This is a genomic window from Citrobacter freundii complex sp. CFNIH9, from assembly GCF_002903305.1.
Classification (GTDB): Bacteria; Pseudomonadota; Gammaproteobacteria; order Enterobacterales; family Enterobacteriaceae; genus Citrobacter; species Citrobacter portucalensis.
This window is the reverse complement of the sequence record NZ_CP026241.1, coordinates 19,243-32,057: the sequence shown is the minus strand read 5'-3', so window position 1 is coordinate 32,057 and position 12,815 is coordinate 19,243. Positions and strand designations below refer to the sequence as shown.

At 59.0% G+C, this 12,815-nt stretch carries 16 protein-coding genes; all 16 read left to right on the top strand.

Going from position 1 to position 12,815, the window contains the following annotated elements; translation table 11 throughout:
* Positions 1–3: 3 nt before the first annotated feature.
* Positions 4–570: a type IV conjugative transfer system protein TraE gene (traE, locus tag C2U43_RS26140; protein WP_008324158.1), complete on the top strand. Its 567-nt coding sequence runs from the start codon at positions 4–6 to the stop codon at positions 568–570.
* Complete coding sequence (gene traK / locus C2U43_RS26135) at positions 557–1,300, top strand: type-F conjugative transfer system secretin TraK (RefSeq protein ID WP_008324157.1); 744 nt, start codon at positions 557–559, stop codon at positions 1,298–1,300. Before traE ends, traK begins: the two co-directional genes overlap by 14 nt.
* On the top strand, positions 1,287–2,681 hold the full coding sequence (traB, locus tag C2U43_RS26130) for an F-type conjugal transfer pilus assembly protein TraB (protein WP_008324156.1): 1,395 nt from the start codon (positions 1,287–1,289) through the stop codon (positions 2,679–2,681). The genes traK and traB overlap by 14 nt, the downstream gene beginning before the upstream one ends.
* 21 nt (positions 2,682–2,702) lie before the next feature.
* Positions 2,703–3,242 carry a type IV conjugative transfer system lipoprotein TraV gene (traV, locus tag C2U43_RS26125; RefSeq protein ID WP_008324154.1) on the top strand — a complete coding sequence of 180 codons (540 nt, stop codon included), beginning with the start codon at positions 2,703–2,705 and terminating at the stop codon, positions 3,240–3,242.
* A 119-nt stretch (positions 3,243–3,361) separates the two neighbouring features.
* Positions 3,362–3,586 carry a TraR/DksA C4-type zinc finger protein gene (locus C2U43_RS26120; protein WP_008324141.1) on the top strand — a complete coding sequence of 75 codons (225 nt, stop codon included), beginning with the start codon at positions 3,362–3,364 and terminating at the stop codon, positions 3,584–3,586.
* 3 nt (positions 3,587–3,589) lie between these two features.
* A complete protein-coding gene (locus C2U43_RS26115) occupies positions 3,590–3,775 on the top strand; it encodes a hypothetical protein (RefSeq protein WP_022652254.1) in 186 nt (61 codons plus the stop codon).
* A complete protein-coding gene (locus tag C2U43_RS26110; RefSeq protein WP_008324137.1) occupies positions 3,759–4,160 on the top strand; it encodes a hypothetical protein in 402 nt (133 codons plus the stop codon). The genes C2U43_RS26115 and C2U43_RS26110 overlap by 17 nt, the downstream gene beginning before the upstream one ends.
* Positions 4,150–4,716: a conjugal transfer pilus-stabilizing protein TraP gene (traP, locus tag C2U43_RS26105; protein WP_008324135.1), complete on the top strand. Its 567-nt coding sequence runs from the start codon at positions 4,150–4,152 to the stop codon at positions 4,714–4,716. Before C2U43_RS26110 ends, traP begins: the two co-directional genes overlap by 11 nt.
* On the top strand, positions 4,709–7,339 hold the full coding sequence (traC, locus tag C2U43_RS26100) for a type IV secretion system protein TraC (RefSeq protein WP_008324134.1): 2,631 nt from the start codon (positions 4,709–4,711) through the stop codon (positions 7,337–7,339). Before traP ends, traC begins: the two co-directional genes overlap by 8 nt.
* Complete coding sequence (gene trbI, locus C2U43_RS26095; protein ID WP_008324133.1) at positions 7,336–7,683, top strand: type-F conjugative transfer system protein TrbI; 348 nt, start codon at positions 7,336–7,338, stop codon at positions 7,681–7,683. Before traC ends, trbI begins: the two co-directional genes overlap by 4 nt.
* A complete protein-coding gene (gene traW, locus C2U43_RS26090) occupies positions 7,683–8,330 on the top strand; it encodes a type-F conjugative transfer system protein TraW (protein WP_008324132.1) in 648 nt (215 codons plus the stop codon). The genes trbI and traW overlap by 1 nt, the downstream gene beginning before the upstream one ends.
* Before the next feature lie 2 nt (positions 8,331–8,332).
* Positions 8,333–9,319: a conjugal transfer pilus assembly protein TraU gene (traU, locus tag C2U43_RS26085; RefSeq protein WP_032160671.1), complete on the top strand. Its 987-nt coding sequence runs from the start codon at positions 8,333–8,335 to the stop codon at positions 9,317–9,319.
* Between the two features lie 16 nt (positions 9,320–9,335).
* Positions 9,336–9,965 (top strand): type-F conjugative transfer system pilin assembly protein TrbC, encoded by a 630-nt coding sequence (gene trbC / locus C2U43_RS26080; protein WP_008324130.1) that lies wholly within the window; start codon positions 9,336–9,338, stop codon positions 9,963–9,965.
* The gene (gene traN / locus C2U43_RS26075) at positions 9,962–11,815 is read left to right on the top strand and encodes a type-F conjugative transfer system mating-pair stabilization protein TraN (RefSeq protein ID WP_022652255.1); all 1,854 of its coding nucleotides are present in this window, start codon (positions 9,962–9,964) and stop codon (positions 11,813–11,815) included. Before trbC ends, traN begins: the two co-directional genes overlap by 4 nt.
* Before the next feature lie 31 nt (positions 11,816–11,846).
* Complete coding sequence (gene trbE, locus C2U43_RS26070; RefSeq protein ID WP_008324128.1) at positions 11,847–12,035, top strand: conjugal transfer protein TrbE; 189 nt, start codon at positions 11,847–11,849, stop codon at positions 12,033–12,035.
* Between the two features lie 30 nt (positions 12,036–12,065).
* The gene (gene traF / locus C2U43_RS26065; protein WP_008324127.1) at positions 12,066–12,815 is read left to right on the top strand and encodes a type-F conjugative transfer system pilin assembly protein TraF; all 750 of its coding nucleotides are present in this window, start codon (positions 12,066–12,068) and stop codon (positions 12,813–12,815) included.

Below are 12,815 nucleotides of genomic sequence, written 5' to 3'. Positions count from 1 at the left end.
CAGATGGAACACGGAGCACGATTAAGTACACAGCGGGTTATTGCCATCGGCTTTATTGCCATGGGGGTGGTTATTCTGGGAAGCATCACCACCAATGTTATTCAGGCCGTCAACAACTACCGCCTTCAGAATGAGCAGAAGTCTATCGTCACGCCAATGCTTTTCAACGCGCCGTTTGCCGTGTCGCAGAACCAGGCAGATGCCTCCTACCTGCAACAGATGGCCCTGTCGCTTATCGCCCTTCGCCTCAATGTTACCCCGGAAACCGTTGATGCCTCTCATGAGCAGCTGCTGTCCTATGTCAAACCCGCAGCGCAGAACGAGCTGAAAATCCGGCTTGCTGAGGATGCGAAGCGCATTAAGGACAACAACGTTAACTCGTCTTTCTATATGACCAGCGTGAAGGTTTACCCGGCAAGCAGCCGCGTGGACGTACGCGGCCAGTTGAAGACCTGGATAGGCGACTCGAAACCGTATCCCGAGCTGAAACAGTACGTTCTCAAGTTCGAGCGCGAGGACGGCATCAGCTGGCTCAGTCACTTCGGAGAAATCATCGATGAACAAAAATAGTCGCCGTGCGCTGCTGGCGTTGCTGATGCTCGCTTCCGGTCAGACGGTCGCCGCACCCGCTGCGCTTTCTGCCACGATTGTCCCGTTGACGAACGGCGGACAGGCCAGCATCGCGGTCAGCAATACCGACCCGAACCTTTTTACAGTCGCAGGTGACCGCGTGACGGCCCTGACCAGCCTCGACGGTGAGCTGACGCGTCAGGAACAGACGGCAAGCGGTGGTGTGATTGTCAGCACCCTCAACAAAAAGCCTTTCACGTTCATTCTGGAAACCGAACGCGGCCTCAACTTCTCGGTACAGGCCGTGCCACGTGCGGGCGCGGGGCGAACCATCCGGCTGGTCAGCGAGCTGTCCGGTACGGGTGAAGCGGCGCGCACCTGGGAAGAGTCTTCCCCCTACGAGGCCACGCTGGTTTCCCTGAGCCAGCATCTGCTGGGCGGGCAGCTTCCGTCCGGCTGGCAGGCTATCCCCGTTACGCATGAAGCCCTCAACGCTCCCGCCGGACTTTCTGCAGTCCCCGAGCGCGTCTGGGTGGGTAATCACCTTAAGGTGGTGCGCTATCGCGTCACCAACAATACCGGGATGGCCCGCAACATCGCGGAAAGCGACTTCTGGCAGAGCGGCATTCGCGGCGTGCTGTTTGGTGAAGCCTCGCGTCAGCTGATGGCGGGCGGCGCCCTGCAGGTCTTCATTATCAGCAGCGGAGGTGCGGCTGATGGCCAGCATTAATTCAGTGGTGAAGCGCAAGCAGTTTATCTGGCTGGGTATCGTGCTGGCGACCGTGGGCGTGGTGGGCGGCGGCGGCTGGTATCTGGCGGATGCACGCTACGAGGGCAGCAGCGATGCGGCAGCCGCCGGCGAGCCTGCGCCCGATATGACCGGCGTGGTGGACAGCACCTTTGACCAGAAGGTGCAGCAGCATGCCACGACCGAGATGCAGGCTACGGCCTCCGAGATGCAGAAGCAGTATGCCGAAATGCGCCGCGAGCTTGAGCTGCTCAGCAAGGGGCAGGCAGGCTATCAGCACCAGATTGACAAACTCAGTCAGGATAATGCGGCGCTTTCCGCTCAGGTCAGCGCGCTGGGGGCGAAACCCGTCACCGCATCGGGTGAGCCGGCCCCGCAGCCGCCAGTGCCTGCGCCGGGGCCTGAAGGTGAGCCGCAGCCGACCGGTTTCCCGCCGCAGACGGGGGCCGTCCCGCCGCCGACCGCGTTCTATCCTGGTAACGGCGTCACGCCGCCGGCGCAGGTGCAGTACCAGCCCATCCCCGTACCCAACCAGCTGCGCCGGCAGTCTTTTGCCCACAGCGACGAGAGTAAAGGTCCGTCCCTGCCGTACATCCCGTCGGGCAGCTTCGCCAAATCGATGCTGATTGAGGGGGCTGACGCCAACGCCTCCGTAACCGGTAACGAGTCCACGGTGCCGATGCAGCTGCGCATTACGGGCAGGGTGGAAATGCCCAACAGCAAAAGCTACGACCTGACCGGCTGCTTCATCGGGCTTGAAGCCTGGGGCGACGTGTCCAGCGAACGCGCCATCGTACGCACCCGCAACATCAGCTGCCTGAAGCACGGCGTCACCATCGACCAGCCCATTGCCGGGCACGTGAGCTTCCGGGGAAAAAACGGCATCAAGGGCGAGGTGGTGATGCGAAACGGCAAAATCCTCGGCTGGGCATGGGGCGCGGGATTTGTTGACGGCATCGGTCAGGGCGTGCAGACCGCGTCCCAGCCTTCGGTCGGCCTCGGCGCCACGGCATCACTCGGCGCGGGTGACGTGATGAAGATGGGGATTGGCGGAGGCGCCTCCAAAGCCGCCCAGACCCTCAGCGACTACTACATCAAACGCGCAGAGCAGTACCACCCCGTCATTCCTATTGGGGCGGGTAACGAAGTGACCGTTGTCTTTCAGGACGGTTTTCAGCTGAAAACCATTGAAGAGCTGGCGCACGAGAATGACAGAAGCAAAGCGGAGGGCGACGACCGCAGCCCGGTTCCGCCGCCGTCAGTCCCGCAGGGCGGCATGAACGGGTTCAGTACCGACCAGATGCTCAACCAGCTGGGCAGGCTTAACCAGAGCCAGTTTATGCCGAAGGCCGACTCACAATAACCCCACGTAAAGGAACCGCAAATGAACAAGACAGTGCCTGTTGCGCTCACACTGGCCAGTCTCCTGACGCTGTCGGGATGTGCCGGTACAACGAGCGATTTTGAGTGTAACGCGACGACATCCGATACCTGCATGACCATCGAGCAGGCCAATGAGAAAGCCAAACGACTGGAGGAGGCCAGCGCGGTAAAGCCGGGTGCGACATCGCTGCCGCGCCTGGCTGAGGGTAATTTCCGGACCCGGTCCGTGCAGCCCCTGACGCTGCCGGCTGAACCGGTGCATGCCATCGCATCCAGGAATGCACCTCTGACGGGTATACCGACTCTCCCCCGCCCGCAGCCGCACTCAGCCTCACGGGCGCCGCTCTCCACGGTCACGCCGGTTACTGTGTCGCCGCCAGGGCGCGAGTCCATCGTGGACCCGAGGCCGCTTCGCGTCGGTGAAAAGGCGGCCGGGCTGTGGATCGCGCCCTATATCGATACGCAGGACGTTTATCACCAGCCGACGCGGGTGTTTTTTGTTGTGAAACCCTCAGCGTGGGGAACCCCACGCGTTAACTGAAACCTGAACCGCCACCGCGTGTGGCACCCATTTTAACAATCTGTCGTTATCACGCGTGCCCTGAAACGTAAAAAGGGATGGGCGGTAGCGTGTCCGGACAGTGTGAGCAGGGAGCGTTGATGGCAGACGAACTCGATCTCCTGCAGGAGCAGGACGAATTGCTGAACCAGCTTCATATACAGGCCGCGAGGCAGCGATCCTGCCTGCAGGGCAAAAGCCGCAACCGGTGCGAATGCTGTGGCAATCGCATCCCCCTCAGGCGGCAGCAGGCCATCCCGGGCGTACGTACCTGTACGGAATGCCAGCGGGTTCTGGAAATACGAGAAAAACAGTATCTGAGGTGACCGATGGGAAGAAGAAAAACCAATGTGATGGTCGTGGGGAAAACCGGTAGCGGTAAGACAGCCATCAGCGTTGAGGTTATGCGGACCTTTTTATCAGAACGACAACTCCGCGACTGGTGTGAATTGCGCAAAGACATTCAGAACGATGGCAAAAAACCAGGAGACGAACATCATGACAACCAACAGTAACAGCGGTCCGGGTAAGACCCGCCACCTTAACGATATAGCGGCCTGCTGCGAGGCGATGGGGATGCGTGTCATCTGTGTTAATGCCGCAGAGCGCGACTTCTGGCTTTCAGCGTCTCAGCAGAGCGCTCCCGCCCTTGACGGGAAGGCTGGGATTTCTCAACACATAATGCAACGGCAGCGTGGGCACTGTCTGTTCCTGGGTAAAGCAGGCTCAGGTATGAGCGTAACAAAACAGCAGATGAGGGTTTTCCTGGCGAAGTCTGACGTCAGCCGGATTAAAGCGCTGTACAGCGGAGAGGACGGGGAGAGGCTGGCGGAGGCTATCAGACACAACTGCAGCGTCTGGTTTCCGCTGAATCCCGGAGGTAAAGGGAATGATGCTTAAGCTTCTGTCCGTCCTGCTGTATTGCCTTAGATGGCTTGCCTGGGCTTTTCACTATCTGATTATCTGGCCTGCCGCCACGCTGATGCTGCTGGTTGCCATGCTTTTGTGGATGGATAACACCACGCCCGGAGAGGCGATGGCGCAGGAAATTATGGCCGTCACGCATAACGTCAGCAGTGGCGAGTTTCGTATTGCGGTCTGCCGTGATGAACCTTTACAACCCTTTATACCGCCTGCTCCGCAGAACAAGTCCTCCGGCCTCACGCTGCATGACGCTCCCTCTGCCGTCTGCCATGACCGGGGCAGCGTCGTCACCGATGCTAAAGGATATGCCGGTCATGTTGACGGGGCGCTGAGTGCGTTTAAGTTGCTGTGGATTGTGATGGCCATTGTGTTTTCAGGGGCGGCGCTGCTTATGGGATGCCGTCCGTATTTCTGCCTGTACGGTCAGATGCGCTCAGTGCGTTTTCGCTACGGTATCCCCGCCAGCCGCCCGGCCCCTGCGACGGAAGCGGTCAAAACGGCCGACAATAAAAAGGAGGGGGATCATGAGTAATCCGCTGGACTCCGTCACCCGCACGGTCAACTCGCTGCTGACGGCCCTGAAGATGCCCGATGCGTCCTCTGAGGCGAACGATGTCCTCGGGCAGATGCGCTTCCCGCAGTTTAGCCGCGTGCTGCCGTACCGCGACTACGATGCGGAAACCGGCCTCTTCATGAACGAAAAGACGATGGGCTTTATGCTCGAGGCGCAGCCCATCAACGGCGCCAACGAAACTATCGTTTCGTCGCTGGAAAACCTGATGCGCACCAAGCTGCCCCGCGAGGTGCCGGTGGCCGTTCACCTGGTGTCCAGCCATCTGGTGGGTCAGGATATCGAGTATGGCCTGCGCGAGCTCTCATGGACGGGGGAAAAGGCTGATACGTTCAACGCCATCACCCGCGCCTACTATCTCAGGGCCGCAGAAGAAGGGTTCCCGCTGCCCGATCACCTCAACCTGCCGCTGACCCTGCGTAACTACCGGGTGTACATCTCCTGCTGCGTCCCCCGTAAGCGCGGAAGTAAGGCCAGCGTGATGGAGATGGAAAACCAGGTCAAAATCATCCGCGCCTCGCTGCAGGGGGCGCAGATAGCCACCCGCAGCGTGGATGCGGATGCCTTTATCCGCATTGCGGGCGAAATGATTAACCACAACCCGGATGCGCTGTATCCCACCGAACGGGAACTGGACCCGCTCAAGGATCTGAACTACCAGTGCGTGGACGATACCTTTGACCTGAAGGTGAAGGCCGACTACATGACGCTGGGGCTGCGCGGTAACGGTCGCAACAGCACCGCGCGCATCATGAACTTCCAGCTGACCAAAAATCCGGAGCTGGCCTTCCTCTGGAATATGGCCGACAACTACAGCAACCTTCTCAACCCGGAACTGTCCGTTTCGTGCCCGTTTATCCTGACGCTGGTCCTTAGCGTGGAAGACCAGGTAAAGGCGCAGAACGAGGCCAACCTGAAGTTCATGGATCTTGAGAAGAAGTCCAAGACCAGCTACGCCAAGTTCTTCCCGGGCGTGGCGCAGGAGGCAAAAGAGTGGGGCGATCTGCGCCAGCGCCTGTCGTCCGGGCAGTCCTCGCTGGTGAGCTATTTTCTGAACGTGACCCTCTTCTGCCGCGATGACCAGGAAACTGCGCTGAAGGTCGAGCAGGACGTACTGAACAGCTTCCGTAAAAATGGCTTCGAGCTGATTTCCCCGCGCTTTAACCATATGCGCAATTTTCTCGTGAATCTGCCGTTTATGGCGGGCGGCGGCCTCTTTAAGCAGCTGCGCGAGTCCGGCGTGCTGCAGCGCGCCGAAAGCTTTAATGTCGCCAATCTGATGCCGGTGGTGGCGGACAGCCCGCTGGCCACTTCCGGCCTGCTGGCACCGACCTACCGCAACCAGCTGGCGTTTATCGACCTGTTCAGCCGCGGCATGGGTAACACCAACTTCAATATGGCGGTGTGTGGCACCTCCGGCGCAGGGAAAACCGGGCTTATCCAGCCCCTGATACGCAGCGTTATCGACTCCGGCGGCTTCGCCGTGGTGTTCGACATGGGCGACGGCTACAAGTCCCTGTGCGAGAACATGGGCGGGGTCTACCTCGACGGCGAGACGCTGAAGTTTAATCCGTTCGCTAACGTCACCGACGATACCATCGATGAGATGGCCGAACGCCTGCGGGACCAGCTGTCCGTGATGGCCAGCCCCAACGGCAACCTGGACGAGGTGCACGAAGGTCTGCTGCTCAAGGCGGTGAAGGCCACCTGGCTTACGAAGAAAAACCAGGCGCGCATTGACGACGTGGTGGACTACCTGATGATGGCCCGCGACAGCGAGGAGTACAGCGGATCGCCAACCATCCGCAGCCGCCTCGATGAGATGGTGGTACTGCTGACCCAGTACACCCGCGACGGGGTGTACGGCAGCTACTTCAACTCCGACGAACCGTCCCTGAAGGACGAAGCCCGGATGGTGGTGCTTGAGCTCGGCGGACTGGAGGACAGGCCGTCCCTCCTGGTGGCGGTGATGTTCTCGCTCATTCTCTACATTGAGAACCGCATGTACCGCACGCCGCGCAGCCTGAAGAAGCTCAACGTGATAGACGAAGGCTGGCGCCTGCTGGACTTCAAGAACAACAAGGTCGGGGCGTTTATCGAGAAGGGCTACCGTACCGCCCGCCGCCATACAGGTTCGTACATCACCATTACGCAGAACATCGTCGATTTTGACTCGGAAACGGCCTCCAGCGCCGCCCGCGCGGCATGGGGTAACTCGTCCTACAAAATTATCCTCAAGCAGTCCGCCAAAGAGTTCGCCAAGTACAACCAGCTGTACCCGGACCAGTATTCGCAGCTGCAGCGCGACATGATTAAAGGTTTTGGCAGCGCGAAGGACAACTGGTTCAGCAGCTTTATGCTGTCGGTTGAGCACCTGACGTCCTGGCACCGCCTGTTCGTCGATCCGCTCAGCCGGGCAATGTACTCCTCGGACGGTCCGGACTTTGAGTTTCTGCAGCAGCGACGCCGGGAAGGGCTGAGTATTCACGAAGCCGTCTGGGAGCTGGCGTGGAAAAAATCCGGGCCGGAAATGGCCGCGCTGGAGCGCTGGCTTCACGAGCATGAAGGGAAGACCATCTCATGAAAAAACACGTACTCATTAACGCCGCGCTGATTGCCGGCACGCTGGCTGCGGGCGCAGGCATCAGCTGGCTGGTCTGCCAGCTTAACCGTCCTGTGGTTGTGGCCTTCAACATGAAATCCACGGTGGATGCCTTCTTTGACAGCGCCGGTCGCCGTTCACTGGACGAGGCGCAGACAAAAGCACTTTCAGACCGCTTTAACGCGTCACTGGAGGCCAGCCTCAGGGACTGGCAGGTCCGCCATCGTGCCCTCATCCTTGTCGCACCTGCCGTGGTGCAGGGGGCGCCGGATATCACGCGTGAAATCCAGACTGACGTGGCCCGCCGGATGAAGGAGGGGGGGTGATGCGCGCCCTTGCCCTGGGCCTGACGCTGCTGACCGGCAGCGTGACGGCCGCTGACCTCGGGACGTGGGGCGATCTCTGGCCGGTGGCGGAGCCGGATATGCTGACCGTTATCGAAAGCCGGCTGCAGACGCTGGCGCAGTCCGGCGAGATGGACAAAAAGATGGCGGAGTTTAAGGCGCGCGTGGTGCGCAACAGCCAGCGCCCGCCTGCCGTTGAGGGAATAACCCGCGCGGTGCGCTACGAGCGGCGCTGGTTTGACCCGAGCGTGCGGGTGGACAAGGCGCTTGCCGACGACAGGGGCAACGTGTTTGCTCAGGCGGGGCAGGTCTTTAATCCGCTTGATGTGGTGCCGTTTAACGAAACCCTGCTGTTTATCAACGGCGACGATGCGGAGCAGCTCGCGTGGGTACAGCGACAGAAGCCTGACACCCTGATCACCCGCATCATTCTGGTTCAGGGCAACATTCCGCAGACGTCGGAGAAGCTCGACAGCCGCATTTTCTTCGACCAGAACGGGGTGCTGACCGCCCGGTTCGGCATAAGCCAGGTGCCGGCGCGGGTAACGGCGGCACCCAGCGGAAAGCGCCTGCAGGTGGAAATCATTCCGCCCGATATGGCGCAGCATGATGCAGGAGGTGTCCGGTGAAAATGCTGACCGTCTCTCTGTTCGGGCTGCTTCTGTGGGGTAACAGCCACATGGCAGCGGCGGACGCCGCCTGCGAAGGGCGCTTCGTCAATCCGATCACTGATATCTGCTGGCGCTGCATGTTCCCCCTGTCGCTCGGCAGCACAAAAGTCACGGGCGGGGATTTACCGGACACGTCCAATCCCGGTAGCCCGATACAGTTTTGTCCCATGCCACCGCCGGTATTTCAGCGCGTTGGCCTGGCAATAGGGTACTGGGAGCCGATGGCCATGACCGATGTGGCACGTTCTCCGGGCTGCATGGTGAACCTCGGCGGATTCACCGTTAATCTCGGGAAAATGGGGATGGGCGCCGCCAAAAAAGATGACAAACAGGTCAATGGCGCGTTCTACCACGTGCACTGGTACAAATATCCGCTGACGTACTGGCTCAATATCATCACCTCCCTCGGGTGTCTGCAGGGCGGCGATCTGGATATCGGATACCTGTCTGAAATCGACCCGACATGGGGGGACAGCGCCCTGACCTCCATTCTGAATCCGGAGGCGGTCATTTTTGCCAACCCCATCGCGCAGGGCGCATGTGCGGCCGACGCGGTGGCCAGTGCAGCAAAAACGTCGGTTGACGCGCTGTTCTGGTGTGCCGGATCGCAGGGGTCAATGTATCCCTTTAACGGCTGGGTGAGCAATGAGTCCAGCCCCCTGCAGTCTTCCGTTCTGGTCAGCGAGCGCATGGCGTTCAAGCTGCACCGTCAGGGTCAGATAATGGAGAGCGTCGGGGAGGATAAAAAGGTCTGCTTCGAGTATCCGTCACCCATTATTCCCAAAACGCGCTGGCGCTATCAGATGGTGAATATGTATCCGGACGTGGCGCAGTGCCATCCCTTCGGCCGAACGGTCATGCGCTGGGAAACGGGGCGTAACCCGCCGAACACGAAGAAAAACTACGGCTATCTTCTCTGGCGCAAGCGCAACTGCGTCTTCCTCTGAGAAAAAGGAAACTTCCATGAAAACTCTGTCCGGTCTGACGGCGGCGCTGCTGCTGTCAGCATACTGTTGCACTGCGCTGGCGTCAGGGGCTGATGAGGCGAACCGCGAGTTTATTCGTCAGCAGGAGTCTTTCAGCCAGCAGCTGAGGGGGCAGGACAACGCGCCGCTGCGCCAGATGCTGGAGCAGCAGGTGCGCCAGAACCCTCTTTCAGCAGACGACGCCCGCTTTATCGGGGAGCTGAAACAGCGCCAGCGCGAGGACCAGCAGGATAAACCCACGCACGGTGCCCTGTATTTCGTCTCCTTTGCCATCCCGCAGGCGGGGCTTAAGCGCATGCTGACCGAGGCCCGCCGCTACGATATTCCCGCCACCCTGCGGGGTATGGTCAACAACGACATGAAAACGACGGCAACCGCCGTGATGGCGCTTGTTCAGGACGGCTCAGCCAGCGGCGTCGCCATCGACCCGACCCGCTTTCGTGAGTACGGGATCACCAGCGTGCCGTCCCTGGTGGTGTACTGCGAGGCGGGCCACGACGTGATTCGCGGCAATCTTCATCTGAAGCAGGCGCTGGAAAAGGTGGTGGGGAAGGGCGAGTGCAGGGATGAGGCGCAACAGCTGCTTAATAAAGGAGATGCCCGATGAAAAGAGCAATACTGATGTCGGTGCTGGCCATTGCCACCACGATGGCAAGCGTGAATGCATTTGCCGATGCTGACGCGCAGTACAGGGCGGGGGCTGATTTTGCCCGTCAGGTACAGGGGCAGGGTGAGAGCAGCCTGAAAAACTTTAACCCCTCAGCGTCTATCCCCAACTATACCGCCTCACCCGGTGAGAAAAAGTACTATGGCGGTGTGACGGCGACCGGTGATGGTGCGCTGAAAGCGGACGGTACCACGGGCTGGACTACTAATGAGGCTACAAAAGCCGTCACCGACTCGTTTGTTAACAACCCGAAGGAGCCCATTTCGCCCGACGCGCCGTTTATTAAGGCCAGCCAGGATGTCCAGTCCCGCGCTGATACCATCATCGGCAAAACGGGGCAGACGCAGTGCGAAGCGCAGAATATCAGCCGCAGTGAGTTCACCAACTATACCTGTGAGCGCGACCTGCTGGTTGAGCAGGCCTGTACGCGCACGGCCAGCATTACCGGCCACTATGAAGATACATCTGAAACAAAACAGATTGTTATCCAGTCTCAGAATATTTCGTTTGCTTCCTCCGAAGCGGGATACACAGGAACATGGACTGCGCCGGTGACAGGGAAGGTTGTTGCTGCAACAGCCACCTATTCCTGGAATAAACGTCTGGCGTTCAGTAATCCTAACTGGTTTATGCGAGTAACCACGCCTTTCGGGTTGATTTCCATGGATAACGATACCGGTAGCCTGGCGCTGAGTAGCGGCATGCAGCTGAAGAAAGGCGCAGGGATGGTGTTTTCCATTCGTACCAGGAGAAACAATCCCACTACAGATTCAATCTGGAAGCACAGCAATATGCGCTACAGCTTCACCGTTACGCTCCAGATTGAAATTCCCGCCAAAAAATGGGTACCAGACGTGGTCTGGAACGAATCCTGCCCGTTCAGCAAGAGCGAAGGTACGCTCAAAAAGACGGAATGTATTGAGCCGGGGAGCACAAAAACGGTGGTGGTTGACGGCGTGTCATACCCGGTCACGCAGGCTTGCTGGAAGTACAAAGACACGTATATGACCCAGGCTGCTGACAATGGCACCTGCAAAACCTACATGAACAATCCGGCCTGTACGCTTGCCTCACGCACCTGCGCCTTCACGGCAGAAGACGGCAGCGGCTGCCTGCATGAATACGCGACGTACTCCTGTGAAACACGTACTTCCGGCCAGGTGATGATATGTGGCGGCGACACCTTCTGTCTCGATGGTGACTGTGAGCGGGCGCAGAACGGTAAAAACAACGATTTTGCACCTGTCGTTTCGGCACTCGCCGCGCTGGCCGCTGCGGGCAAGGACGTGGCAGCCATTAACAGCGTTAACGTACGCGCCTTTACCGGCAGCGCGAAGTTCTGCAAGAAGTTTGCGGCAGGCTTCAGCAGCTGCTGTAAGGACGGCGGCTGGGGCCAGGACGTCGGGCTTGCCAGGTGCAGCAGCGAGGAGAAAGCGCTGGGCAAGGCCAAAGAGAATAAGCTCACGGTCAGTATCGGTGAGTTCTGTTCAAAAAAAGTGCTCGGCGTCTGTCTCGAGAAGAAGCGCAGCTACTGTCAGTTTGACTCAAAGCTTGCCCAGATTGTGCAGCAGCAGGGACGTAACGGTCAGCTTCACATCGGCTTTGGCAAGGCCAGCAGCCCGGACTGTCGCGGCATCACCCAGACTGAGTTGCAACAAATCAAGTTCGACAAACTCGACTTCTCAAACTTTTTCGACGATCTGCAAAAGAACAAGAAAATCCCGGATAACGACACCCTGACGAAGCGCGTCCGCGAGGAAATCGCCGCGCAACTGAAGAACAAACAGTAAGCCACTCATCACTCACTCAGGACTCTCCATCATGAAAATTAAAGGATTTACTGGACGCCTTATCATCAGCCTGATTGTCGCCTCACCGGTGCTTTACTGGCGCGGGAATATCGTTGATGAAACAACCCGCATCGATGTGTTTTTTATGGCGCTGATGGTTGTGCTTTTCGTGGCGGGAGTTCTGCTGGCGTGGCTGTTAAACCCGCTTTTCAAACGATAACCGACCTGCTTCGGGATAAGGAAGGTTCCAGTGAAAAAGAGAAAGACAGCGTTAGCGCTGCTGCTTCTTGGCAGCGTTTTTACCGCCACAGGAAAAGATGCCGGCTGGCAGTGGTACAACGAAACGCGCAGAACGCCGGAGGACGACAAATCCTCTTCAACACAGCCTCAGCAGGCCTCGCCGGACATCATGGAGAAGCTTGCCACGCTTCAGCAGGCCACGAAGCGCGCCATGTACGAGGCCATTCTGTATCCGGGCGTGGAGAACTTTACCCGCTACTTCCGCCTGCAGAACTACTGGACGCAGCAGGCCGGGCTGTTCTCGATGAGCGCCAAAAAAGCCATGCTCGAGCACCCCGAACTGGACTACAACCTGCAGCACAGCCACTACAACGGTACCGTGCGCAACCAGCTGGCGGCGGACTTTGCCGACCAGCGCCGCGCCATTGAAACGCTGGCTCAGCACTATGGCGTGATGTTCTTCTACCGCGGACAGGACCCGATCGACGGCCAGCTGGTTCAGGTCATTAAAAACTTCCGCGAAACGTATCACCTCAGCGTCATTCCGGTTTCCGTGGACGGTATCGTGAATCCACTCCTGCCGGATACCCGAATGGACGGTGGACAGGCCAGCCGGCTGGGTATTCGTTACTTCCCGGCGCTGATGCTGGCCGACCCTAAAAGCGGGGCGGTCAAACCCGTCTCGTATGGCTTTATCAGCCAGGATGACCTGGCGAAGCAGTTCCTCAACGTTTCCACAGATTTTGCCCCCAACTTTTAA

What these genes read in the sequence shown, in the direction of transcription:
- traB (WP_008324156.1), top strand. Translation starts at nt 1,287, where the DNA reads ATGGCCAGCATTAATTCAGTGGTGAAGCGCAAGCAGTTTATCTGGCTG.
- traE (WP_008324158.1), top strand. Translation starts at nt 4, where the DNA reads ATGGAACACGGAGCACGATTAAGTACACAGCGGGTTATTGCCATCGGC.
- trbI (WP_008324133.1), top strand. Translation starts at nt 7,336, where the DNA reads ATGAAAAAACACGTACTCATTAACGCCGCGCTGATTGCCGGCACGCTG.
- traP (WP_008324135.1), top strand. Translation starts at nt 4,150, where the DNA reads ATGATGCTTAAGCTTCTGTCCGTCCTGCTGTATTGCCTTAGATGGCTT.
- traK (WP_008324157.1), top strand. Translation starts at nt 557, where the DNA reads ATGAACAAAAATAGTCGCCGTGCGCTGCTGGCGTTGCTGATGCTCGCT.
- C2U43_RS26115 (WP_022652254.1), top strand. Translation starts at nt 3,590, where the DNA reads ATGGGAAGAAGAAAAACCAATGTGATGGTCGTGGGGAAAACCGGTAGC.
- traW (WP_008324132.1), top strand. Translation starts at nt 7,683, where the DNA reads ATGCGCGCCCTTGCCCTGGGCCTGACGCTGCTGACCGGCAGCGTGACG.
- trbC (WP_008324130.1), top strand. Translation starts at nt 9,336, where the DNA reads ATGAAAACTCTGTCCGGTCTGACGGCGGCGCTGCTGCTGTCAGCATAC.
- traC (WP_008324134.1), top strand. Translation starts at nt 4,709, where the DNA reads ATGAGTAATCCGCTGGACTCCGTCACCCGCACGGTCAACTCGCTGCTG.
- trbE (WP_008324128.1), top strand. Translation starts at nt 11,847, where the DNA reads ATGAAAATTAAAGGATTTACTGGACGCCTTATCATCAGCCTGATTGTC.
- C2U43_RS26110 (WP_008324137.1), top strand. Translation starts at nt 3,759, where the DNA reads ATGACAACCAACAGTAACAGCGGTCCGGGTAAGACCCGCCACCTTAAC.
- traU (WP_032160671.1), top strand. Translation starts at nt 8,333, where the DNA reads ATGCTGACCGTCTCTCTGTTCGGGCTGCTTCTGTGGGGTAACAGCCAC.
- traN (WP_022652255.1), top strand. Translation starts at nt 9,962, where the DNA reads ATGAAAAGAGCAATACTGATGTCGGTGCTGGCCATTGCCACCACGATG.
- traV (WP_008324154.1), top strand. Translation starts at nt 2,703, where the DNA reads ATGAACAAGACAGTGCCTGTTGCGCTCACACTGGCCAGTCTCCTGACG.
- C2U43_RS26120 (WP_008324141.1), top strand. Translation starts at nt 3,362, where the DNA reads ATGGCAGACGAACTCGATCTCCTGCAGGAGCAGGACGAATTGCTGAAC.